The organism is Glaciimonas immobilis (assembly GCF_011947285.1).
Taxonomy (GTDB): Bacteria; Pseudomonadota; Gammaproteobacteria; order Burkholderiales; family Burkholderiaceae_D; genus Glaciimonas; species Glaciimonas immobilis.
This window is the reverse complement of record NZ_JAAOZT010000012.1, coordinates 124,296-145,642: the sequence shown is the minus strand read 5'-3', so window position 1 is coordinate 145,642 and position 21,347 is coordinate 124,296. Positions and strand designations below refer to the sequence as shown.

At 52.1% G+C, this 21,347-nt stretch carries 21 protein-coding genes; 20 read left to right on the top strand and 1 reads right to left on the bottom strand.

Annotated elements, in window-relative coordinates; genetic code table 11:
* Positions 1-133: 133 nt before the first annotated feature.
* The 10 genes from HAV38_RS17775 to HAV38_RS17730 all read left to right on the top strand — a co-directional run bounded on the left by HAV38_RS17775 (position 134) and on the right by HAV38_RS17730 (position 10,342).
* Positions 134-1,210 (top strand): LLM class flavin-dependent oxidoreductase, encoded by a 1,077-nt coding sequence (locus tag HAV38_RS17775; RefSeq protein ID WP_168056720.1) that lies wholly within the window; start codon positions 134-136, stop codon positions 1,208-1,210.
* Between the two features lie 64 nt (positions 1,211-1,274).
* Positions 1,275-1,841 carry a flavin reductase family protein gene (locus tag HAV38_RS17770; protein ID WP_168056719.1) on the top strand — a complete coding sequence of 189 codons (567 nt, stop codon included), beginning with the start codon at positions 1,275-1,277 and terminating at the stop codon, positions 1,839-1,841.
* An 8-nt stretch (positions 1,842-1,849) separates the two neighbouring features.
* Positions 1,850-2,761 carry a LysR family transcriptional regulator gene (locus HAV38_RS17765; protein WP_168056718.1) on the top strand — a complete coding sequence of 304 codons (912 nt, stop codon included), beginning with the start codon at positions 1,850-1,852 and terminating at the stop codon, positions 2,759-2,761.
* A 383-nt stretch (positions 2,762-3,144) separates the two neighbouring features.
* On the top strand, positions 3,145-4,410 hold the full coding sequence (locus HAV38_RS17760; RefSeq protein ID WP_209216803.1) for an ABC transporter substrate-binding protein: 1,266 nt from the start codon (positions 3,145-3,147) through the stop codon (positions 4,408-4,410).
* A gap of 48 nt (positions 4,411-4,458) precedes the next feature.
* Entirely contained in the window at positions 4,459-5,364 is a 906-nt protein-coding gene (locus HAV38_RS17755) for a branched-chain amino acid ABC transporter permease (RefSeq protein WP_168056717.1), read from the top strand.
* A gap of 65 nt (positions 5,365-5,429) precedes the next feature.
* Complete coding sequence (locus HAV38_RS17750) at positions 5,430-6,365, top strand: branched-chain amino acid ABC transporter permease (RefSeq protein ID WP_245182429.1); 936 nt, start codon at positions 5,430-5,432, stop codon at positions 6,363-6,365.
* An 85-nt stretch (positions 6,366-6,450) separates the two neighbouring features.
* Positions 6,451-7,218 carry an ABC transporter ATP-binding protein gene (locus HAV38_RS17745; RefSeq protein WP_168056715.1) on the top strand — a complete coding sequence of 256 codons (768 nt, stop codon included), beginning with the start codon at positions 6,451-6,453 and terminating at the stop codon, positions 7,216-7,218.
* The gene (locus tag HAV38_RS17740; RefSeq protein ID WP_245182428.1) at positions 7,215-7,973 is read left to right on the top strand and encodes an ABC transporter ATP-binding protein; all 759 of its coding nucleotides are present in this window, start codon (positions 7,215-7,217) and stop codon (positions 7,971-7,973) included. The genes HAV38_RS17745 and HAV38_RS17740 overlap by 4 nt, the downstream gene beginning before the upstream one ends.
* Positions 7,974-8,126: 153 nt before the next feature.
* Complete coding sequence (locus HAV38_RS17735; RefSeq protein ID WP_168056945.1) at positions 8,127-9,818, top strand: PQQ-dependent dehydrogenase, methanol/ethanol family; 1,692 nt, start codon at positions 8,127-8,129, stop codon at positions 9,816-9,818.
* A 194-nt stretch (positions 9,819-10,012) separates the two neighbouring features.
* Positions 10,013-10,342 (top strand): c-type cytochrome, encoded by a 330-nt coding sequence (locus HAV38_RS17730; RefSeq protein WP_168056714.1) that lies wholly within the window; start codon positions 10,013-10,015, stop codon positions 10,340-10,342.
* Positions 10,343-10,402: 60 nt separating this feature from the next.
* On the opposite strand, the gene HAV38_RS21970 is transcribed toward HAV38_RS17730, so the two are convergent.
* Positions 10,403-10,627 carry a CzcE family metal-binding protein gene (locus HAV38_RS21970; protein ID WP_245182427.1) on the bottom strand — a complete coding sequence of 75 codons (225 nt, stop codon included), beginning with the start codon at positions 10,625-10,627 and terminating at the stop codon, positions 10,403-10,405.
* A gap of 10 nt (positions 10,628-10,637) precedes the next feature.
* Between HAV38_RS21970 and HAV38_RS21965 the strand changes: the two genes are divergently transcribed.
* The 10 genes from HAV38_RS21965 to HAV38_RS17680 all read left to right on the top strand — a co-directional run bounded on the left by HAV38_RS21965 (position 10,638) and on the right by HAV38_RS17680 (position 21,233).
* Entirely contained in the window at positions 10,638-10,844 is a 207-nt protein-coding gene (locus HAV38_RS21965; protein WP_245182426.1) for a hypothetical protein, read from the top strand.
* Between the two features lie 692 nt (positions 10,845-11,536).
* Positions 11,537-12,520 carry a Bug family tripartite tricarboxylate transporter substrate binding protein gene (locus HAV38_RS17720; RefSeq protein WP_168056713.1) on the top strand — a complete coding sequence of 328 codons (984 nt, stop codon included), beginning with the start codon at positions 11,537-11,539 and terminating at the stop codon, positions 12,518-12,520.
* 2 nt (positions 12,521-12,522) lie between these two features.
* A complete protein-coding gene (locus tag HAV38_RS17715; RefSeq protein WP_168056712.1) occupies positions 12,523-14,145 on the top strand; it encodes a class I adenylate-forming enzyme family protein in 1,623 nt (540 codons plus the stop codon).
* Between the two features lie 27 nt (positions 14,146-14,172).
* A complete protein-coding gene (locus HAV38_RS17710; protein ID WP_168056711.1) occupies positions 14,173-15,324 on the top strand; it encodes a thiolase family protein in 1,152 nt (383 codons plus the stop codon).
* Positions 15,321-16,499, top strand: coding sequence for a thiolase family protein (locus tag HAV38_RS17705; RefSeq protein ID WP_168056710.1), 1,179 nt, complete (start codon positions 15,321-15,323; stop codon positions 16,497-16,499). The genes HAV38_RS17710 and HAV38_RS17705 overlap by 4 nt, the downstream gene beginning before the upstream one ends.
* An 84-nt stretch (positions 16,500-16,583) precedes the next feature.
* Positions 16,584-17,042 carry a Zn-ribbon domain-containing OB-fold protein gene (locus HAV38_RS17700; RefSeq protein WP_168056709.1) on the top strand — a complete coding sequence of 153 codons (459 nt, stop codon included), beginning with the start codon at positions 16,584-16,586 and terminating at the stop codon, positions 17,040-17,042.
* Complete coding sequence (locus HAV38_RS17695; protein ID WP_168056708.1) at positions 17,042-18,442, top strand: flavin-containing monooxygenase; 1,401 nt, start codon at positions 17,042-17,044, stop codon at positions 18,440-18,442. The genes HAV38_RS17700 and HAV38_RS17695 overlap by 1 nt, the downstream gene beginning before the upstream one ends.
* 4 nt (positions 18,443-18,446) lie before the next feature.
* Complete coding sequence (locus HAV38_RS17690) at positions 18,447-19,604, top strand: thiolase family protein (RefSeq protein WP_209216800.1); 1,158 nt, start codon at positions 18,447-18,449, stop codon at positions 19,602-19,604.
* Between the two features lie 3 nt (positions 19,605-19,607).
* Positions 19,608-20,009, top strand: coding sequence for a Zn-ribbon domain-containing OB-fold protein (locus HAV38_RS17685; protein WP_168056707.1), 402 nt, complete (start codon positions 19,608-19,610; stop codon positions 20,007-20,009).
* Positions 20,010-20,426: 417 nt separating this feature from the next.
* On the top strand, positions 20,427-21,233 hold the full coding sequence (locus HAV38_RS17680; protein ID WP_168056706.1) for a TetR/AcrR family transcriptional regulator: 807 nt from the start codon (positions 20,427-20,429) through the stop codon (positions 21,231-21,233).
* Positions 21,234-21,347: the final 114 nt, after the last annotated feature.

Here is a 21,347-nt window from a genome sequence, read left to right as displayed (position 1 = left end):
TTGAATAGTTATGATCCAATCATGTGACTTTTATTTATGTATCGACTTACTTACACTACTGCGAAGGTGCTGTGCCGGTGACAGTGCAATTTGGCCCGCTCGGTAGACGTAACATAAATTAAAAGGAAATTTGATGAAACTTGGCTTTTTTACGATGCCGATGCATCCCATTGGTAAAGACTGGCAAACCTCCCTGCGTGAAGATCGGGAGGCATTTATCCTAGCTGATGCGCTTGGTTTCGTTGAGGGCTATGTTGGCGAGCACGCTACCGATCCAGAAGAAAATATTACTTCCTCCGCGCTTTTTCTGGCAACTCTGATTGACGCGACCAAGCAGATTAAACTCGGTACTGGCACCATCAATCTTCCCAATCATCATCCGGCAGCCGTTGCCAGCAATATTGCCATGCTTGATCATTTACTCGGCGGGCGTTTTATTCTTGGTATTAGTCCTGGTGCGTTACCTTCGGACGCAGAAGTATTTGGTAATTATGATTTGCATCGTCCCGGACTGTTTCTTGAGGCGATTGACCAGCTATTGCAACTTTGGACCACCAAGCCGCCCTACAACCTGAAGGGCGCGCATTGGAATATCTCGACCGAGCGGACTTATATTGCGGAGACCGGCATGGGTACAGTGCCGTTGCCGCTACAACGTCCATATCCGCCGATAGTGGTGACCGCAGTCGCTCCATTTTCTCAAGGGATTACCGAAGCAGCCGCGCGCGGTTGGGATCCTATTTCAGCTAACTTTTTATTACCAATGTGGGTCAAAAGTCATTGGACCAAGTATGTTGAGGGATGTACCCGCGCCGACCGTTCTCCCGACCCTACTAACTGGCGTGTCGCCAAGACCGTGTTTGTGGCAGAGGATGATGCTAAGGCAGAAGCTTACGCAATGGGTACGGATGGTCCTTATTATTATTACTACCGCTCGTTGTTCAACAAGCTCAAGCGCCGCGGCTCGCTAGGCGTTTTTAAGACTGATCCAAAGATGTCCGATGACAGCGTCACTCTGGAAGACGTGATGAAGCAATTGGTCATCCATGGCTCGCCCGCCAAGGTGGCTGATGAACTGCACGCGTTGAAACAAGTTACGGGTGAGTTCGGCACGTTGCTATATGCGGGCGTGGACTGGACCGACCGCGACCTGTCGCGCAATTCCATGATCCTGATGGCGGAAAAAGTATTACCCCTTGTGAATCAATAAATGTATAAAAAGGTAGGGGAAGACTAAAAATGGTGACGCCAATGTCGGATAAAACGAGACGTGAATGTTAATGCCTAATATGACAACGGTGAAGCTGGACGGACAGCATGATGGCCGCCAGTTACGCAATGCGCTGGGACGTTTTCCGACAGGGGTGACCGTCATCACAACGCGTGCCCCCGACGGCAAACTGGAAGGGCTGACAGCGAATTCTTTTTCCGCTCTATCGCTGGATCCACCGCTAGTGCTGTGGAGCGTGAAGCGCAATGCGTCGTCGTTGCCAGGATTTTTGGCATCGGGACATTTTGCGATTAATGTACTAGGCGTGGCCCAGTCCGATCTATCGCAGCGCTTCGCGACGCCGAGCGAAAACAAGTTTAGCGGGCTCGTATTCGAGGATGGCCTCGGCGGTTCACCAGTATTGGAAGGCGTACTGGCAAGTTTTGAATGTCAAACCGAAAGTACGCTGGACGGCGGTGACCATGTGCTTTTCGTGGGTCGCGTTCATAAGCTTTCGTATCATGATGGAGAGCCCTTGATGTTCAACGCCGGACGTTATTGCAGGGCGCAGCCGCTACCAATGAGTGCAGAGATGCAGGCAGCCAGCGCCATGTGGGCCGACTTGGGCTGAGGTAGCAGATGAAGCGCGTCACTCTCATCAATCTTGAAACGCTGTGCTGGATTTCCAGGCTCGGTACGTTTAATGCCGCGGCGCTGAAGATGAACGCCTCGCCTCCCGCGATTTCCGCCCGCGTACGCGAAATGGAAGCTGCGCTTGGCGTGACGCTATTCAGGCGTCAGGGACGGCGGATGGCGTTGACGTTTCAAGGACGTGAACTGGTACAAATGGTTGAGCCTTTACTACGACGCCTTGATGGCGTCGTGGGCGATCTGGATAATCCGGAGGCAGCCAGTGGCACGGTGCGGATCGGTGCTGGAGAAATCGCGGCGCTCAGTTGGTTCTCGACTTTCATTGCCGAGTTGCGTCAAATAATGCCCAAAGTGGTATACCAGATCGAAATCGATTTGACGACCTCAATGCGGCAACGGCTCGAAACCGGCAAACTTGACATCGCACTTTTTGCTGCGCCAGCGGTCGGGGCAGACATGCGCTCGGCCTCTCTGGGATGGGTCCGTATGTGCTGGATGATGGCACCCGCATTGCAAGCCAAAAATCTGGCGCCAGGAACCTTGCGTGAGCGACTCGAAGCACATGCAATCTGGTCCTTATCAAAGCCATCGGCAAGTCACTCGATGACCATGGATCTGCTGCGCGACCAAGGTGTTGACAGTGACGGTATCGGCACCTGCAACAATATCAGTGCGTTGATCGCGATCATTGCCAGCGGTGCCGGTATTGCCTTACTGCCTGAGATTTTAGTGCGCTCGCATGTCGCCAGAGGTGAACTGGTGCCGTTAATGCCGGAACTAAAAATGCCGGAGCTGGAGTTTGTTATTGCGTGGAACACTGATCAGGAGCAATTGATCCTGCGCAACATAGTGGATGTCGCGTTACGTTGCACCACCTTTGATATGTTGTCAACTCCTTAGGGGCGCGCTAATAATCCAGGCACGTCACTCTGCACTTTACTTTCAATCCGTCCACACGCACTTTTATGGCAGGTCGCCTGGCCTTTGCTGAAGAATAAATTCTGTTGGAATTTAGTGGCGCTAGCAGGCGTTGCAAGGGGCAAGTATCACTACGCGGCGCAGTATCGTTTAATCGGCAAAGTATTTCCGAGTATCAAAATAAACAAAATTCACAAAAAATATGGTGTACTATTTTCGAAATTAAGAATTTATTTCCTATATTTCGAAAAGTATCAAAGCGCTTCTAACGGAGCTTGCAGATATTGTTACGCTTTAACGTTGTTGTTAGGGCTGACTATTCGCATGACATCCGATTTTTATAATAAATAAAACAGGTGGAGACAATGAATAAATTCTCACTCAAGCGGCGTCAAGTGTTGACCATGGCGGCGAAAGTTGGCGTGGTATCGGGTGCCAGTCTTGGATTTCCCGCTATCTTGCGTGCTCAGACCGCGCAAACTATCAAAATAGGCATTCCGACGATTATGTCGGGGCGCATTGCGCAACTTGGTATTTCCTCCACCAACGGCGCTCAGCTGGAGGTAGACGCCTTCAATGCCGCTGGTGGCTTCAACGGGCGCCATGTCGAGTTGCTGATACGCGACTCTAAAGGCAAGCCAGAAGAGTCCAGCCGTCTGACACGCGATTTAATCAACAGCGACAAATGTGATTTCATACTGGATTGCGATGCGTCCAACGGCGCTTTCGCGGTGCATGAGGTGGTACGCGGTACGGGTACGCTGTGCATACACGCCAGCCCTGAAATATCGCTGCTTACTGCCGATCCTAAATTAAAAATACCGAACGCTTTCCGGACCGCACGGCAAGGGGCGCAAGATGCGATTGTGGCGGGCCAATATGCAGCGGAAGTCGCCAAACAAAATAATTTCACAAGATGGATGACTGTTGGCCCCGACTACGCTTATGGACGGGACACCACTGCACTCTTCACGCGTTATTTAAAACTCTTCAGCCCATCAGCCCAAATCGTAGGCGAGGCATGGCCAAAGATGTCGCAGCCCGACTACACCGAATTCATTACCAAGATATTGGCGCAAAAGCCACAGGCGTTATTTACCTGTTTGATCGGTGGCGATCTGGTGTCGTTTATCGATCAGGGAAATTTGTACGGTTTGTTCAACGAGATCGAATTGTTCGCCGTGGCGCTAGCAGATTTCACGACAATTTCAAAGGTCAAGTCGATGCCAAAGCGCGTGCATTCCGGTACCCGTTATCTCAGCGCCTTTCCAAATACCCAGGAAAATAAAGCTTGGGCGAGCGCCTACACCGCAAAATTTAAAGATGCCCCGACTAATTGGTCATGGCAAGCGGCTTCCGGTGCAAATTTCATGTTCGAGGCAATGCGCCAGACCAAATCGATCGACTCCAAAAAAATGTCCGATGCATTACGCGGCATGCAGATCAAATCGCCGTTTGGTACCAAAGGTATGTTAACGCTGCGCGCAAGCGATCAGACGCTGGTGGATTATGCGACTGGTTGGGGCCTGATTACGAATAAACAGCCCTTTATCGAAAATGCAAAGATGGCTGATTGGAACCTGATCACCGACCTTGAACTTAAATGGAAAAAAGAAAACGGCTGGGCTTGATCCTGATCAAGGATTGCAATTTTCTTTCTTGTTGCTGAAGAGGTTTAAGTGGATATTGTCGCGTTAACCGCCTGTGTGTCGTCGGCCTCCTGCCTGCTCACACAAGGCTTCAATGCCTTTGTCATTGGCATGCTTTTGTTCCTCGTGGCCTCTGGTCTGACACTCATCTTCGGTGTTCTGAAGGTGGTCAACTTTACGCATGGATCGCTGTACATGTTGGGGGCGTATTTTGCCTTCTACGTGTACGGACTCACCAACAGCTACCTGCTGGCGATCCTCGCTGGCATGGTCGGGGTTGCGCTGTTTGGGGTGTTACTGGAACGGATTTTTTTTCGACGTCTGTATCAAAGTAATTTTCTGATGCAATTGTTGATGTGTTATGGCTGGATTTTGGTGCTCGACGATGTGGTGCAAATAGTATTCGGGGCCGAATTTCAATCAATGGACATGCCGCCTATTTTTGCCCGCGCGCCGATAATGGTGGCTGGCGCGCCGATTCCGATTTTTTACATTTTCTTGATAAGCATCAGCTTTATCGTGGCACTAGCGGTCTGGTTATTGATTGTTAAAACAGCGTTTGGAAGCAAGGTTCGCGCAGTGGCTGCTAATCCATCAATGACGGCTGCGCTGGGGATCAATACCAGTTTGCTTTACGCCGGGGTGTTTGCACTCGGTGCCGGATTGGCAGGGTTGGCCGGGGCGCTTGCGGCACCGGTACGGTCACTTGTGCCGGGGATGGGGTTTTCGATTCTGATTGAATCGTTTATTGTCACCGTCATCGGTGGCATGGGCTCAATCGGCGGCGCGCTGGTGGCGGCGATTCTGATTGGCTTATGTCGTTCTTTTGGCAGCGTTGGATTCCCTATGTTTACTGATATTCTGGTATTCGCGTTAATGGCGGTAGTGCTGGTTTTGCGCCCGGATGGCTTATTCGGTAAGGCTGCGCAGACATGAAAAGAGACCTTCCAACATCAGTTGTGTCCACTACTTTACTGCGGTCGAGTTGCAGTTGGATAGTGGTGGCTTTTGCAATATTATCGGTACTTCCGCACCTGATTGCGTCGCGCATGGTGCTGGACCTGATCATCCATATCGCGATTTTCGGATTGTTCGCCACCGCGGTCAATCTGTTGATTGGTTATACGGGGCTGATTTCTTTCGGTCATGCGATGTTTTATGCCTCCGGTGCTTATGGCTTTGGCCTGCTAATGCAACACGGTGGATGGTCAGTGCCTGCTGCGCTAGCGGTATCGGTGTTTGGCAGTGCGCTGCTGGCATTGATTGTTGGACTGGTCTGCACCAAAACCAAAGAAATATATTTTACTTTTTTGACGCTGGCAATTCAGATGATGTTCTATAGCACGATCCTGAGCTGGCAAACATTGACCGGCGGTGATCAGGGTTTGACGGGTGGCTTCACCAAGCCATTGTTTCTCGGCATTGACCTGTCCAACGCAAACCAGTTGTATTACTTCATTACCGGTATCGTTATTCTGTCGCTAGGCGTCTTGTGGCACATCACCAAATCGCCATTCGGTTATGCGCTAAGGATGATCCGTGACAATGCCGCCCGGGTCGAATTTCTTGGCATGAATGTGCGCAATTATCGATTAGCTGCGTTTGTTATTGCAGCTGCATTCGCCAGCGTTGCTGGGGCTTTGATGAGTTTATACGTCAGTGCAGCGTATCCGAATTTTGGTTATTGGACCATGTCCGGAGAAGCCATTTTCATGATCATGCTAGGCGGTGTAAATAGTTTCCTGGGTCCGCTGATGGGTGCCACCATGCTTACTTTGCTCAATCATTTCGTCACTGAGCACACAAAATTTTACGGTTTGGTGTTGGGGACGATTATTTTGTTGTACGTGATGTTCTTGCGTAAAGGCTTGCTGGATTTGATCATGGAGCGCTGGATCGCAGCGCGTGATAAACGCAGCGCAAGGAGACTTCCTTGATGATTTATCAGCGATATCTGACGCATTGTTCACCCCCGGTTCTGCACCTTGACCGCGCGTCTGGACACACAGGGACGAACCTATCATGCTAACGATGACCAATGTGACCAAGGCCTTTGGCGGCGTGGTGGCGACCAACGATTTTTCGGCCCACTTTACCCGCGGCAGCCTGTCGGCAATTATCGGCCCTAACGGTGCGGGCAAGACCACGTTATTCAACTTGATCAGCGGAAAATTGAAGGCGGATGCGGGGAGTATCGTTTTTGATGGTAAAGACATTACTCGCCTGTCGCCTAAAGCAATTGTCCGGTGCGGGATTGGTCGGGCATTTCAGGTCTCAAGTATCTTCCCGACATTGACGGTAGCAGAATCGCTGGCCGCCGCAGTGATGGCGCATCAAGGCCAGATGGGGAGTCTTGCGACATCCTTTGCTACCCCACGCCCAACATCCAGCATTAAACAACGGACGGCAGAACTACTGGAAATGCTCGGCATGGAATCGCGGGCCTATACGCTTGCCCGACATCTGCCGCACGGCGATCAAAAGCTGCTTGATATCGGGTTAGCACTGGCGCTTGAGCCACGGTTGTTGTTACTGGATGAGCCGACTGCCGGTATGGGGCCGGAAGAACGCTTGCTGATGATGGAGCGAGTGCATCATTTATGGCAGCGTGAAAATATCACCATCATTTTTATCGAGCACGATATGGATATCGTATTTGCGCGCGCACAGACTATCCGCGTCCTGTATTACGGCGCTTTGCTGGCGCAGGGCACGCCGGATTATATCCGCAACCATCAGGGTGTGATTGACGCCTATTTAGGCACCGGTTTTGGCGAGGCAGAGGCGTGAGTATCGACAATATTGTAAATAGCGTGAATACCACCGACAGCAGTTTATCGGTTGCCGGTCTCACCGCATTTTATGGTGCCAGCCAGGTGCTTTTTGGGATTGACCTTGAAGTTGGCCGGGGCCAATGCATGGCGCTTCTGGGGCGTAATGGCGCAGGCAAGTCCACCACGATGAAAGCCATTGCCGGAATCATGCCCAGTATCGCAAAAAAAATCAGCCTGGAGGGGAACGACATTGACGGTCTCCCCCCTTACCGGATTGCCCGCGCTGGCCTCGCCTTTGTACCAGAGGACCGGCAAGTTTTTCCCGAGCATTCGGTGGAGGATAATCTGACCCTTGCTGCCAAGGCAGGGTCCGCCCTTCGGCATGAGGGCCGCGAAGACTGGACGCTGGACAGGATTTACCACGCTTTTCCGTTATTGCTCCCTTTGCGTACACGCCTGGCGGGGCAGTTGTCCGGCGGCGAACAGCAAATGCTAGTGATTGGTCGCGCACTGATGGGTAACCCGACCCTGTTACTACTCGACGAGCCGAGTGAAGGTCTGGCACCGGTGATTGTGCAGCAAATAGCGGTCCAGATCGGGGCCTTGCGTAAAGCTGGAACGACGATTCTGCTGGCCGAGCAGAATATGCATTTTTGTCTGCATGTCGCATCGCATGTAGCGGTGATCGATAAAGGCCGGATTGTGTACTGCGATTCGGCGCAGGCGTTGCGGAATAACGACGAAATCAAGCGCCGTTATTTGTCAGTATAAAGTTGAGTGGCGCTTGCCCGGCTAATCTGCTGAATTACTAAAATACGCTGATATACTAATAAGAAAAAAATTATACTAAAGAGTATAAAAATAGTAAGAAGCGTTTTTCCATAAAAATACTGATAAAGATTGGTGGAGACAATGACGGGTCAAATGAAATGTCGTAAGACGGTACGATCATTGGGGTTGCTTGCAGTGTTGTGCGCGATTGGGACGTTGCCGTTAAATGCGCAGACGCTAGAGAATCTGAGTGCCGATAGCGCGCATCCGGAAAATGTATTGACTTACGGTATGGGGTACGAGCAACAGCGCTTTTCTACGCTCAAACAGATCAATAAAAAGAACGTCAAAAAACTGGTGCCGGTATGGGCGCTCAGTATGGAAAATGATTCTGGCGAGCAGGCGCAGCCGTTGGTGATGGATGGGGTTATGTATGTCAGCGATGCCAAGTGGACAGTCGCCATTGATGCATTGAGCGGCAAACAAATATGGCGTACTGCAGTAGATTTTGATCCCGATACCCCGCGGGTGGTGTGCTGCGGCGTGTCTAACAAAGGCGTGGCCTTGTACAACGGGATGGTGTTTCGCGGCACGTTGGACGCGAATATGGTCGCACTCGACCAAAAGACCGGAAAAGAAATTTGGAAGACTAAAGTCAGCGACTGGAAAGATGGCTATTCGATCACTGGTGCACCGCTGGTAGCGAACGGCGTGTTAATGACCGGGGTTTCGGGCGCAGACTTTGGCGTACGGGGTTTTGTCGATGGCTACGATCCGGCAACCGGAAAACAATTGTGGCGTCGTTACACGACGGCGGCACCGGATGAAAAGGGCGGTGATACCTGGACTGTTGAAAACGCTTATAAAACTGGTGGTGCCAGTACCTGGCTTACGGGTAGCTACGATCCTGTGCTGGATCTGGTGTACTGGGGGACTGGCAATGCAGCGCCCTGGAATCCGAACTCACGGCGTGGCGATAGCTTATACGCGGCTTCGGTCATTGCGATGCGTCCTAAAACCGGTGAGATCGTGTGGCATTATCAATTCACACCGAACGATATGTTTGACTTTGACGCTACTTCCGAAATGATTCTGGGCGACCTAAAAATAGGCGGGAAACCACGTAACGTTTTGATGCAACTTGACCGCAACGGCTTTGCCTACGTGCTTGATCGCGCCAATGGAAAATTACTGGCAGCTAATCCTTACGGGAAGGTGAACTGGGCTTCGCATATCGATATGGAGACCGGCCGCCCGGTCGAAACCGGTATCGCCAAGAGTCTGCGCAATGGCGAGTCCGCTGAAATCTGGCCGAGTATTATTGGTACCAAAAACTGGGCGCATGCAGCTTTCAATCCTCATACTGGATTGTTGTATGCCAACACGCTTCATATGTCTTCTTCGTACAAGCTTGACACCGTGGCACCATACAAACCTGGCATGCGTTGGCTAGGTGTCAAAGATGTCAAGATTGCTTTCGAACCTGACGCGCCGCATGGGTTTATGGCGGCCATTGATCCTATGACCGGCATTGCTAAATGGAAGGTTCCGCTGAACGATAGTGCTAATTGGAGTTCGATGCTTGCGACCGCCGGGAGCCTGATTTTTACCGGGCGACATTCGGGTGAGTTTATAGCACTGGATGCCGATACGGGCAAGACGATTTGGCAATTTCAGACCAGCTCCGGTATTAACGCCAGTCCAATCACCTGGTCCATGAATGGCAAGCAATACGTGACCGTAATGTCCGGCTTTGGTGGACTAGGTAAACGCTGGGTAGGGCCATCTGCAAAAAATATTCCGCAGGGCGGTTCGGTATGGACGTTCGCGCTAGCGAACGACTAAACATTGAAGACAGTCTTGCTGCACTGATAGCGGAGCAAGACTATTCTAACCATCGCGCTAACCATCGCCAGGCAATCGCCAAAACATCGCGTTCAAGAGCGGTAAAGCAATAGCGATGGGTGATCTTTATATGGAAAAATATTTTGGTTCATGTTAGAACAATTACCTCCAAATGCCTGTTCCGTATGAGGCTCATGGCACTCTCGATTACATTGATAGGCGGCAGCGTATTTGCCGCTGCCGATGCGGTTGCGCAGGATGTTGCCTTAAATACGTTTCCGCCAGAGCAAATTTTGCAGGGGGCCAAGCTGTATGCCGCTAATTGCGCAGTGTGCCACGGCGACAAAATGATTGACCAGGGCGGCGGCTTCTTTGACTTGCGCACTTTTCCACCGCAGCAGCGCCCACGCTTTATTTCATCAGTAAGCAATGGCAAAAACAGTATGCCGCCTTGGAAAAGCGTACTTTCACAACCAGAAATAGCAGCATTATTTGCTTACGTGGTCGCGGGTGAACAAAAGTAAGGGGCTGCCCATACCAGGCGAGACCCTTTTGGATGAGGGTTCGCCTGCGCAATAGCCCACTCAAAAAATTGATATAGGATTCGGAGCAACGTATACCCGGACTGCATGATCGAGCAAGTTAGCCGGTGCAACCTGATTTAGATCAAACAAATAAACACTGTTGGGAACATCAAAATTCCACGCAAATTCCTGGCCTCCGACAGAGAATCGAACGATCTGCCCCGACGTTACATTAACGTAATTTGTGGTGGGAGAAATACTGATCGTTTGGCTAGCAGAGCGCATCGGAGCGGGAGTGCCCAAAAAACTTTGCGGTGGCGACGCTGCCGGCGCAGAACCTGAAAATAAAGCGCATCCGGTGGATAGGCACAGAGCAAGTAGCGATGCTGAGCCTTTTGGGGCCCTGGGCTTGCGTGTACATGGCGAGGCAGATGCAGAGACAGAGCCGCAGGGCATATGGGTTGAAGATGCTTTTACGTTGGGTTTCATCTTGTACTCCTAATAAATGGGTAACAGACCTTATTAAGAACGCTTTCACATTGTAAAAGATAATTTTCAGATTAGTTCGGCAGGATCAAAAGGCAAGATTGCAATAAGGGCCCGTAAGATTTTTACCGCAGCGTAGGGTGCCACGGCAGGGATGACGCCCCGCACAGTAATTATTTTACAAGGCGCATATTGGAAAGCGGTTGATCTATATCAGAGCCGGACAGATTGGCGTGCACGTTTGCAATCAAGCTTTTTTACTGCAAGGATGCGCGACCTGCAGTAAGAGGAGTACCAATGAATCGTTGCCGGGATGCAGTAGTCCCAAAAAAGGCACGCTATTCATCCCAACGTCCGTCGTGTGTCTTCACGGAAAAAGTTGCGTTATCGAAGCAAAGTCTGGTGGTGAAATTTTTTGCTCTTTCTCCAAAGCGACCGCTTGTGTTACGACGCATAAAAGTCATCGGATCTCTGGTGAATCTTTGAGTTGATTACAGGACTCGGACTTATATTTATGAAGTCGATTTGTGTTTTAAAAAAAATTTTCTGTGACCCGGTGCCGTTGCAATAAAAAATATTTTACTGGCCAGTACTAAAATAATTCTAATAAGTATTTTAAAATTCCGAAGAATAATGTAACATTCGTTCAGTCGTCACAAAAGCTACCTTATTGGTGGGTTGAATGAGGCGATAACGGGAGACAAGATAATGGTTTCAAGACGTACGGTGCTTCAGACGGCGATAGCCGCTAGCGCTTCCATGGTATTGAAGGCGGCACCAGCTCAAAACACCGCGTGGCCCGAATCTATCGTCCGTATCATCGTGCCTTTCAGCGTCGGTGGTGCTTCCGATGTACTGACGCGCTTCTTAAGTGTCAAACTGCAAGGCAAGCTTGGGCAAAGTTTTATTGTCGATAATCGGACTGGTGCTGGCGGCAATATCGGTATGGAAATTGTGCGCAGCGCGCGACCAGACGGTTACACGATTGCATCTGCAACGGTCGGCACGCTGTCGATCAATCAATTCCTGTTTACTAAGCTGGGATACGATCCCGTCGCTGATTTTGAGTACGTGTCTACGATCTGGGAAAATTGCAACGTGTTTGTGGTCGCTGCTCAGCATCCGGCTAAAACAGTGCAAGAATTTTTGGTGTGGGCGCGCAAGCAACCGAAAGGCGTTTCTTACGGTTCAGCCGGGGTCGGTACTACGCCACATCTGGCGGGCGAATTATTTCGTTTCCGGACCAAGTTAGAAGCCCAGCACATCCCTTTCCGTGGCGCAGGGCAGTCGATGCCAGCGTTGCTTGCAGGCGATACCGATTTCGCGATCGACAATATCGCGAGTTACATGGGTTTAATTCGGGCGGGTAAGGTGAGAGCGCTGGCAGTGACGTCGGCCCAACGCTGGCCTACTCTGATGCAAGTGCCCACCATGGCTGAAGCGGGTGTTCCCGATTTTGTCATGGCTTCATGGGGGGCGTTCGTACTGCCTAAAAGTACGCCTGCACCGATTATCTCCAAGTTATCGGTTGCATTGAAATCTATTTCCAGCGATCCCGATTTGCAGAAGCGCTTTCTCGAAGCTGGCGCACGATCAACGTGGGCAACGCCTCAGGACACGATGACATTCGCCAAGAATGAACGCGTGAAATGGAAAGAATTGGTACAACTCTCAGGCGCGAAACTGGATTAATAATGAAACCTCCTTTTAGTCGAACACTCATTGATCTGGTACGTGAGCAAGCCGCATATTCAAACGAAGCATGCGCTCTGGTCTGCGCACAAGGGCGCTTTACATATGCCGATCTGGCGCAGCGCGCGGCCAAGGTCGCGGGTGCGTTTCAGGCCGCAGGCGTCCAGCGCGGCGACCGTGTCGGTGTATTGTTAAGTAATCGCGTCGAGTGGCTCGACGTTTGTCTTGGTGCTGGTGCGCTGGGAGCAACCCTGGTGCCGCTGAGTACCTGGTCTACCAGAAATGAACTCGCTTTTTTGCTGGCTGATTCCAAGTTGGTCCTGTTCATCAGCGCAGCGCGCTTTGGCGACCGTGATTTTGAATCGGATTTTGTGGCTTTGCAAGGCATGCCAGGCGTGCCGGTACCAGAGCGTATCTGGCTTCTGGATAACGAAAACGGCGCCGCTAAATTTCCTTCGTATAACGCCATTATTGACGGAGCCAGCCCCTTGTCTGCTTTAGCGGCAGGTGTTGATCCTGACGCAAACGACGATGCTCTGGTGTTGTATACATCGGGGTCAACCAGCGCGCCTAAGGCCGTGCCGTTGCGTCAGTTTGCTGTAGTTGAAAATGGCTTCAATATCGGTGAGCGCGAAGGTTTGACGCGCGATGATCGGGTGTTGCTATCGTCGCCGCTGTTTTGGGCTTTTGGTGGTGCCAATGCGCTGCCGGCAACCTTCGGTCACGGTGCGACCCTGGTGCTGATGGAGAAATTCGATCCCGCTCTTGCAATGGACATCATTGAGCGCGAGGGTTGTACCGCCATCTATACGTTGCCAGCAATGACTTCCGCAATCGCTTACCACCGTGACTATCGTAAGGAACGCCTGGCCACCATGCGCACTGGCGTCACCATTGGCAGTTCGGATGAGTTCCTGTTTGCCGTCGAAATATTGGGTGCGACCGAGTTATGTAATATTTATGGAGCGACCGAAACTTGCGGAAATTGCGCGGTAACGTGGCACCACTGGTCAGCGCAACGACGCTCTCTTTGCCAGGGGCCACCATTGCCAGGCCAGGAAATCCGTTTCATTGATGAGGACACTGGTGTTGAGGCGCTGCCTGGTATGCCGGGATTGGCAGAAGTACGCGGTTACACGACGCTCGGCTATTCAGGCGCTAGTGCAGAGCAAAATGCTAGTGCATTCAGCGACGATGGTTTTTACCGAACCGGCGATATGGGTCTGCTCAACGCAGATGGCGATTTCGTGTTTGTCGGCCGCGTTGGCGAGATGATTAAGCGCGCCGGTATTAATGTTTCTCCAGCCGAGGTGGAAGCTGTCATGCGCAAGCATCCATCCGTGCAGGAGGTGGCCGTGGTGGGTGTGCCGGATGCCATCCGCGGTGAACTGATTTTTGCATTTGTGGTGCCCATAAATTCTGAGGACTTCGATTCTGCTGCGCTGCTGCGGCATTGTGGGGCGGAGTTATCCAAGTATAAAGTGCCCGATCATATCGAACCCTGTGCCAGTTTGCCGCTCACCGCGACTGGTAAGTTGCAGCGGCGCCAACTCAAGCAATTGGCTCTTGAACGCGCTTTGGCACTTGCTGCCATCGCGTCCCAAAAACGCGCTTCGGCCGCATAGTCGTCGCGCTTCACTCCAGAGGTATATATGCCACTTAACCGACCTACGGCTGTTATCGGGTCAGCCATCATGGTTCCGATTCTTTCGGAGCGCCGTTCCCTAGAGGAAATCCTGTACGAGGTAGCGCAGGCAGCGCTCAAAAGTGCAGGAATTCCTATCGAAGATATCGACGGCATTTTGGTCGCTTCGAATGACCAGGTTGACGGTCGTGCAATTTCTATCATGGCCGCTTCTGGCTCGGTAGGTGGGGTAGATCGCGACATTCTTTCTACACCATCTGCCGGTGAACATGCTTTTGTGATGGGCGTTTTGCGAATCGCTTCGGCGCACTTTGAAACCCAGTTAGTGGTGTCCTGGGGTGTGACAGAGGCGTCGTCGCTGTCAGAAGTCGAGCGTCTGGGCGCTGATCCTTATTTTCACCGTCGTTTGCCACTGGATGATTTGTCTTCTTTCGCATTGCAAGCGAATGCATTGACTAATGCACATCCGCAAGCTTCAGAGCTGGCGGCAAAGTTGGTTGAACAGAACCGTCATCGTGGCGCTAAAGCTTATCCAGAAGCCACCGGCCCGGTCGAAACCGCAAAAGAAATCGCTGCCTCAAAGGCTGTACGTTGGCCTGTCCGTGAAGCGATGATGAGAACCCCGACCACCGGTGCGGTTGCATTGGTGCTGGCCTCAGAAGACTATGTGAAAAAAGCAGGCATTACCAATCCGGCATGGATGCGTGGCATGGGTTGGGCGACTGAAGCGGCATTTCTGGGCGATCGCGATTTGACCGCAGCAACGGCTTTACAAGAAGCCGCGCGCCAGGCGTTTGCAGATGCTGGTATCGCTAGTATAAAAGAGATTGATGTTGCTGAAATCAGTGCTGCGACACCGTATCAGGAACTGTTGGCGTATCAGGCATTAGGTATTGCTGAACCCGCACAATGGGCGGAAGTTGTCAGTGCAGAGCACGCGCACCCGACGCTTAATTTGTCAGGCGGTGTTGCGTCAATCAATCCTGTATTTTGCGGTGGGCTAGTGCGTATTGCAGAAGCCGCGAATCAAATCATGGGTACGGCTGGAAAACATCAGGCAGCGAACGTAACGACCGCTCTGGCGCACGCCACCAGCGGTCCGGCCATGATGTACCAGACCGTTGTCGTATTTGGAAGCAATCTGGGAGGAACCCAATGAAACAGCCACGTGTAGGTATTATCGGCATCGGTCAATCGGCATTCAAGCCGAAGCGTGACGATGCCAGTTATCCGGATTTGGTGCGCGAGGCCGTAGCGCTCGCCATGCAAGGTAGTCAACTAGAATTTGACGACATTGACGCGATTGTATATTCACTGTCGCCAGATGCGATGGTCGGCATTGGTAACGCTGAACGACTGGGCGTCGATGCTGTAGGCGCACGTAACAAGCGTTTTCTGCGTATCAATACCGGCGGTGCAACGGGTATCTCCAGCGTCGCCGCTGCGTATTACCACATTGCCTCCGGTGCCAGTGATGTCGTCATGACGGCAGGTGCCGACAAGGTTGGTGAGTGCGGCGATTCGCAAACCGTGCTCAACAAGATCTGGGATCCAATTTATGAGCGTCCGTTGCCATTGGGTACGATCACGATGTTGGCAATGTCGGCGGTCCGCTATGCGGAAAAGTACGGTATGACGCAGGAAGACATGGCAGCGGTCGTCGTTAAGAATCGCTACCACGCCTCGTTGAATCCGAATGCCCATTTACGCAAAACGCTGACCGTCGAAGACGTCATGGCCTCACGCATGATTAGCTGGCCTATCAAACTGATGGATTGCTGTCCGCAATCCAGCGGTGGCGGTGCGATGATTCTGGCGTCGGAAAAATACATTAAAGACCGCAATCTGGATGCAGTATGGATCACCGGTCTGGGTCATTGCTCAGAGAGCTATTACATCGGTGACCGTATGGGTAATGACTTTACCGCCGATCATGCGGATGCTTTTGCTTTGCGCCGTGCATTTGATCGGTCATACAAAATGGCCGGTATCACTGATCCGCAGAAACAGATACATGTTGCAGAACTGTATGCACCGTTCAGCAATACCGAGTTTCATTCTATCGAATCAGCGGGTTTGGCTGAAGTCGGCACCTCGGTCGCGCAGTTAAAAGAAGGACGCTACACCCTCGGCGGCGACATTCCGGTAAATCCTTCGGGTGGCACGTTGTGCACCAATGCGATTGCAGTGACCGCTATGATTCGCGTGGCTGAAGTAGCTTTGCAAGTGTGGGGCAAGGCTGGAGCGCATCAGGTAAAAGGCGCTAAAGTCGGCGTTGCCAGTGGCAATGGTGGTGATCATCAGTTCTTCGGAACCATGGTTATCGAGGCATAAGATCCAAAGTATGACAAGGCGATCACTGTCAGCGTAAGGCTGTTGAGATCGCCAAAAATCAATCAAACTTCTGAAGGACTACAAATGGAACTGCTTAAACGCCGCGAGGCCTGGAACATCACTTACAATCACGCGCTGGGAGAAACAGCAAGCTGGTTCTACGTTCAGATCCGCGATCATGGCAAAATTTATGGTCGTCGCTGCGGTGAAACTGGCCGTGTGCTGGTCCCACCACGCGCGTTTTCTGATCAGACGCTTGAGCCAACCACTGAGTGGGTCGAAGTCGGTCCGGGCGGTTGCATCGAAACGTTCACCATGGTCTACGAGCCATTTCAAGGCTTGCCAGATCCTCCGTATGCTTTTGGTTACGTGCTGCTGGATGGCGCTGACACAGCAATTGGCGGTTTCTTCAAAGGCATCGATCTGACCAACCCAGACGCGGCTGCCAAACAGATGGCGTTGAAAACCCGTGTTATCACTCGTTTTGCAGAAGTGCGGACCGGTGACGTTCTTGATTTTTGGTTTGAGCTGGTAGCAGAGTAATGCAACCGGTACCCAGGACCGCTCAGCGGATAGCGGTGATCGGTGCTGGGGCTGCCGGTTTATGCGCGGCCAAGCATTTGCTGGCGCGCGGAGTCGAGGTCGTCGTGTACGAACTCGGCTCTTTTATTGGGGGCCTGTGGGTCTACCAGAATGACAATGGCCTTTCGCCAGCTTACCGATCTCTGCACTTGAATTCAGAGGCCAGCATCACGGCCTATAAAGATTTCCCCTTCCCTAAAGACGGTCCGTTATATCCGGATCACTTTGAAGTCAGCCGTTACCTGCAAGCCTATGCCGAACATTTCGGCGTCCTGCCACACATCCGTTTTCGCTCTAATGTAGTAGGTGTAGCGGAAACCAACGCGGCAGGGATCAAGGATGGCAGCTGGACTGTACGATTAGCCGATGGCAGTGTCGAAGAGTTTAGTGCTGTAGTGGTCGCCAGTGGACACCAGGGCGTTCCCAAGCATGCAGATTGGCGCGCCGATTTTACTGGCGAGTATCTGCATTCTAATAGTTACCAGATTCCGGAACCTTTCCGCAACAAGCGTGTGCTGGTGGTTGGCATGGGCAACAGCGCGGTCGATATCGCATCGGATATTTGTGTCGTAACTTCATCGACCACGATTTCCGCGCGGTCGCCAGTGTTGGTCATGCCGCGTATGTTGTTCGGCGTGCCAACCTCCCGCGTGCTGGGAAAAATTGAAAAACGCTGGATGCCATGGGCCTTTCGACGCACCATGCGCGAATTACTTACCCGCATCGTGCACGGCAGCATGGAACAATGGGGTTTTGTGACCCCGAAGACGCGTACCCATCCTACCAGTCATCCTAGCTTGATGGCACACTTTGTCTGGAACCGGATTACGGCCAAACCCGGCATCGCATCCGTGCGCGGGAACGAAGTCAGTTTTGTCGATGGCAGCGTCGCGTCGTTTGACACTATCATTGCAGCCACCGGCTATGCAGTCGGCCTGCCATTTTTAACGGAAAATGCTGCATCGACCCAAGAGCATAAGCCAGAACTGTTCCTGCGCGTGGTCTCGCCAAGCCAGCCAGGTTTATACTTTGTCGGACTGTTCAACGTCGCTGGCGGTGGCAATATCCGCATGATGGACGATCAGGCAGAATGGCTGGCCGATCTGGTTTGCGGCGACGTAGATTTGCCTGACCAGGCAGGGATGCGCGTTGCAATAGCCGAAGAGCGAGCTTTTCTGAAGCGTCATTATCCTGCCAGTCCGCGTTATGCGCTTGAACTCGACCCGACCTTTTATCGTAAGCAATTGATGCAGGAACGCAAACGGGCGCTTGCGTACAGACAACGTGTTCCCGTGGTCAAGTTAGACGTAAAGCTATCCGCAAAGCCAGATGTAGCGGCGGCTAACATAACAGTGAAATGAGACGATGATGTCCCTGCGTGACAAATCATGTGTAACAGGTGTCGGTGAGACGGCGTATGTGCGTGGCTCCACAAAATCCGCTTTCGAGCTCCAGATTGAAGCATCGCTAAAAGCTATCGCCGATGCTGGCCTTACCCCAAAGGATATCGATGGCATTATCCCGGTAGGGTTAGTCAGTGGAACGGCGGACGATTTCATCGAAAATTTCGGTATCCCCGATTTGCGCTTTTCGGCGGTCATTCCGCATGGCGGCGCTAGTCCCGTCATGGCGCTGCAATGCGCGGCGGCTGCGGTTGCCGCCGGAATTTGCAACCACGTGTTGATTACTTTCGGCCGTAACGTGAGCGCTGGCTCAAACAAAGCCGGTGCGCGCATCCATCAGATGCCGCAATTCCATTTTGTAACCGAATTTGAATACCCCTTTGGCGCCATTGCGCCAGCACAGTTGTATGCGCCGATGGCACGTCGCCATATGGAGTTGTATGGCACCACCGTCGAACAGTTCGGCGAGGTAGCAGTTGCCTGCCGTAAACATGCATTGTTAAATGAAAATGCGCTAATGAAAAAACCGATCACGCTTGAGGATCATCGTGATTCGCGCATGATCTCGGACCCTTTCCGGTTACTCGATTGTAGTTTGGAGAGCGACGGCGGCGCGGCGGTCATTGTCAGCGCGGCTGAACGTGCGGGTGATCTGCGCCAGCCGCGGGTATATATTACCGGCGTGGCCTCGGGTCACCCGGATTCTCCAGGATCCATTACGCAGCGCCCGGACATGACCAGTCTTGGCATAGGTAAAGCAGCAGCACGTGCCTTTGCCATGGCGGGCGTGACGCACGCAGACATTGATGTGGCAGAAATCTACGATTGTTTTACCTATGCGGTGATCCGTCAGATCGAGGACATGGGGTTTTGTGCCAAAGGCGAGGGCGGGCCGTTCGTCTCAGGCGGGCGCTTGCAACTTGGCGGCGCGCTGCCTACCAATACCCATGGCGGCTTGCTATCGCAAGCACACGTGTGGGGCCTCAACCACATTGTCGAACTGGTACGTCAGTTGCGCGGTCAGGGCGGCAGAGCGCAAGTGGAGAATGCCGAAGTCGGTCTGGTAACCGGCTATGGCGATATGGGCGATGGCGCGATAGCGCTGATGCGCAAAGGATAAAAAATGACTATTCCGAATAAACCGCTACCGCAGCCCACCGAATTATCCCGACCATACTGGGAAGCTGCCGCTGAAGGCCGCCTGATAGTACAACATTGTGCCGTCTGCGATAAGCCACGTCACTATCCTCGTCTGCTATGCGATGCCTGTTATGCCGATACCGTAGTCTGGAAACCAGCCAGTGGTGCAGGCCGCGTACATAGCTGGACCGTAGCGCATCATGCATTTCATCCTGCCTTTGCAGCAGATTTACCCTATACCCTGGTCACGGTCGATCTTGATGCGGGAGTACGCGCGCTAGGATTATGGCGCGGCGTAACCCCAACAATCGGTCAGTCGGTGCAAGGGCGATTCTTGTTAGAGGCCGAAGCGCCGGAACTACTTTTCGAGCCGATCACGGATTAATTGGGGGGGTGAAGTTGAAGTTGAACTGGCCGTTGACCTACCCCGTCATAGGCGTTGCCGGTTATTTCGGCTGTCAGTCGGGAATTGTCGGAAACCATGTTTGAGCGAAGCGAGTTGGTATTTCGACCCGACTGATAGTCGAAATAATCGGGGACCCGCCAACGGCGGGCGACGCCTCTGCGGTCGCCTTTTTTTTGGTTACTTATTTTTGGCGAGGCAAAAAAAAGTAACTGGCTGTCGGGCCACCCCCGACCAGCATCCACAGAGCACCAACCGTTAAAACCATCGAACAACGAACCAATCAAACCAAGCGCCACCACCCAATATCATCCGATAATAAGCAGTCAGAGCAATATCCAACACCAAGTATCCGTCACCCTGTGGTGAACATGCTGAAAAATGTATAAAATACGACACATGAAAAAATTACCTGATCCTACGAGCAAAGAACCCGTCAGCGTGAAAAAGCGTGCAACTTCCGTAGCGAAGGCTGCATCGGGAAAGGCTGCTCCTGCTGTCCTGCGGGTACCTTCTCCCAAGCTCGCCTCTGTTCGTAAAGCGCAAAGTGCCACAGAAAATGACGTTGAGGACATCCGCGACGCGGTCTCCAGACTCAAACGTGAGCGTATCATCGCAGTGGCGGTTGAGTTGTTCTATCACAACGGCTTCAATAACACGACGCTAGAGGCAGTAGCCGAAAAAATCAACGTCACTAAACCGTTTATTTACTCTCATTTCACCTCTAAGAACGAATTGCTGGGAGAAATTTGCTCACGCGGTATTCGTGCATCACTCGAGGTACTTGATCAAGTAGTCGCATCAGAGCAGTCACCGACCGAAAAAGTCCGTTCAATGGTGCACGACTTCACTATTGCCGTCTTAGAAAATCAGGAAGCCATCGCAATTTACACCCGTGAACAAAAGCATTTGGCAAAGAAAGACAGTGATGTCATCGAACAGATGCGGCGCGAATTTGATCGAAAACTGTGCGCCTTGCTTGATGACGGTGTTGCCACTGGTGAATTTACCGTGAGCGATGTCAGAATTGCATCTTTGGCCGTTGGCGGTATTGTGAGCTGGTCATGTGTCTGGTACCGGCCCCATGGGCGGCTGAAGCCAGAGGAAACTGCTGAACAGGTATCCAAACTGGTACTGGCAATGATTCAGGCTAAGCCAACGCGACGCAAAGGTGCACCTCGTACACCTCGTGCGCCTGCGTCCTAAACATCGTAAGCAGGCTAAACCAGATTCCGCCTGTCAGGATTGTGTGTCGGTAACATTAACCCACCCGTTAGCGCTGTCTAAGGTGGGTTTTTGCATTCTGATCCCGTGAGTCCC

Coding starts and splice junctions, on each gene's coding strand:
- HAV38_RS17775 (WP_168056720.1), top strand. CDS start 134: ATGAAACTTGGCTTTTTTACGATGCCGATGCATCCCATTGGTAAAGAC.
- HAV38_RS17770 (WP_168056719.1), top strand. CDS start 1,275: ATGTTAATGCCTAATATGACAACGGTGAAGCTGGACGGACAGCATGAT.
- HAV38_RS17765 (WP_168056718.1), top strand. CDS start 1,850: ATGAAGCGCGTCACTCTCATCAATCTTGAAACGCTGTGCTGGATTTCC.
- HAV38_RS17760 (WP_209216803.1), top strand. CDS start 3,145: ATGAATAAATTCTCACTCAAGCGGCGTCAAGTGTTGACCATGGCGGCG.
- HAV38_RS17745 (WP_168056715.1), top strand. CDS start 6,451: ATGCTAACGATGACCAATGTGACCAAGGCCTTTGGCGGCGTGGTGGCG.
- HAV38_RS17735 (WP_168056945.1), top strand. CDS start 8,127: ATGAAATGTCGTAAGACGGTACGATCATTGGGGTTGCTTGCAGTGTTG.
- HAV38_RS17730 (WP_168056714.1), top strand. CDS start 10,013: ATGGCACTCTCGATTACATTGATAGGCGGCAGCGTATTTGCCGCTGCC.
- HAV38_RS21970 (WP_245182427.1), bottom strand. CDS start 10,627: ATGCGCTCTGCTAGCCAAACGATCAGTATTTCTCCCACCACAAATTAC.
- HAV38_RS17720 (WP_168056713.1), top strand. CDS start 11,537: ATGGTTTCAAGACGTACGGTGCTTCAGACGGCGATAGCCGCTAGCGCT.
- HAV38_RS17715 (WP_168056712.1), top strand. CDS start 12,523: ATGAAACCTCCTTTTAGTCGAACACTCATTGATCTGGTACGTGAGCAA.
- HAV38_RS17710 (WP_168056711.1), top strand. CDS start 14,173: ATGCCACTTAACCGACCTACGGCTGTTATCGGGTCAGCCATCATGGTT.
- HAV38_RS17705 (WP_168056710.1), top strand. CDS start 15,321: ATGAAACAGCCACGTGTAGGTATTATCGGCATCGGTCAATCGGCATTC.
- HAV38_RS17700 (WP_168056709.1), top strand. CDS start 16,584: ATGGAACTGCTTAAACGCCGCGAGGCCTGGAACATCACTTACAATCAC.
- HAV38_RS17695 (WP_168056708.1), top strand. CDS start 17,042: ATGCAACCGGTACCCAGGACCGCTCAGCGGATAGCGGTGATCGGTGCT.
- HAV38_RS17690 (WP_209216800.1), top strand. CDS start 18,447: ATGATGTCCCTGCGTGACAAATCATGTGTAACAGGTGTCGGTGAGACG.
- HAV38_RS17685 (WP_168056707.1), top strand. CDS start 19,608: ATGACTATTCCGAATAAACCGCTACCGCAGCCCACCGAATTATCCCGA.
- HAV38_RS17680 (WP_168056706.1), top strand. CDS start 20,427: ATGAAAAAATTACCTGATCCTACGAGCAAAGAACCCGTCAGCGTGAAA.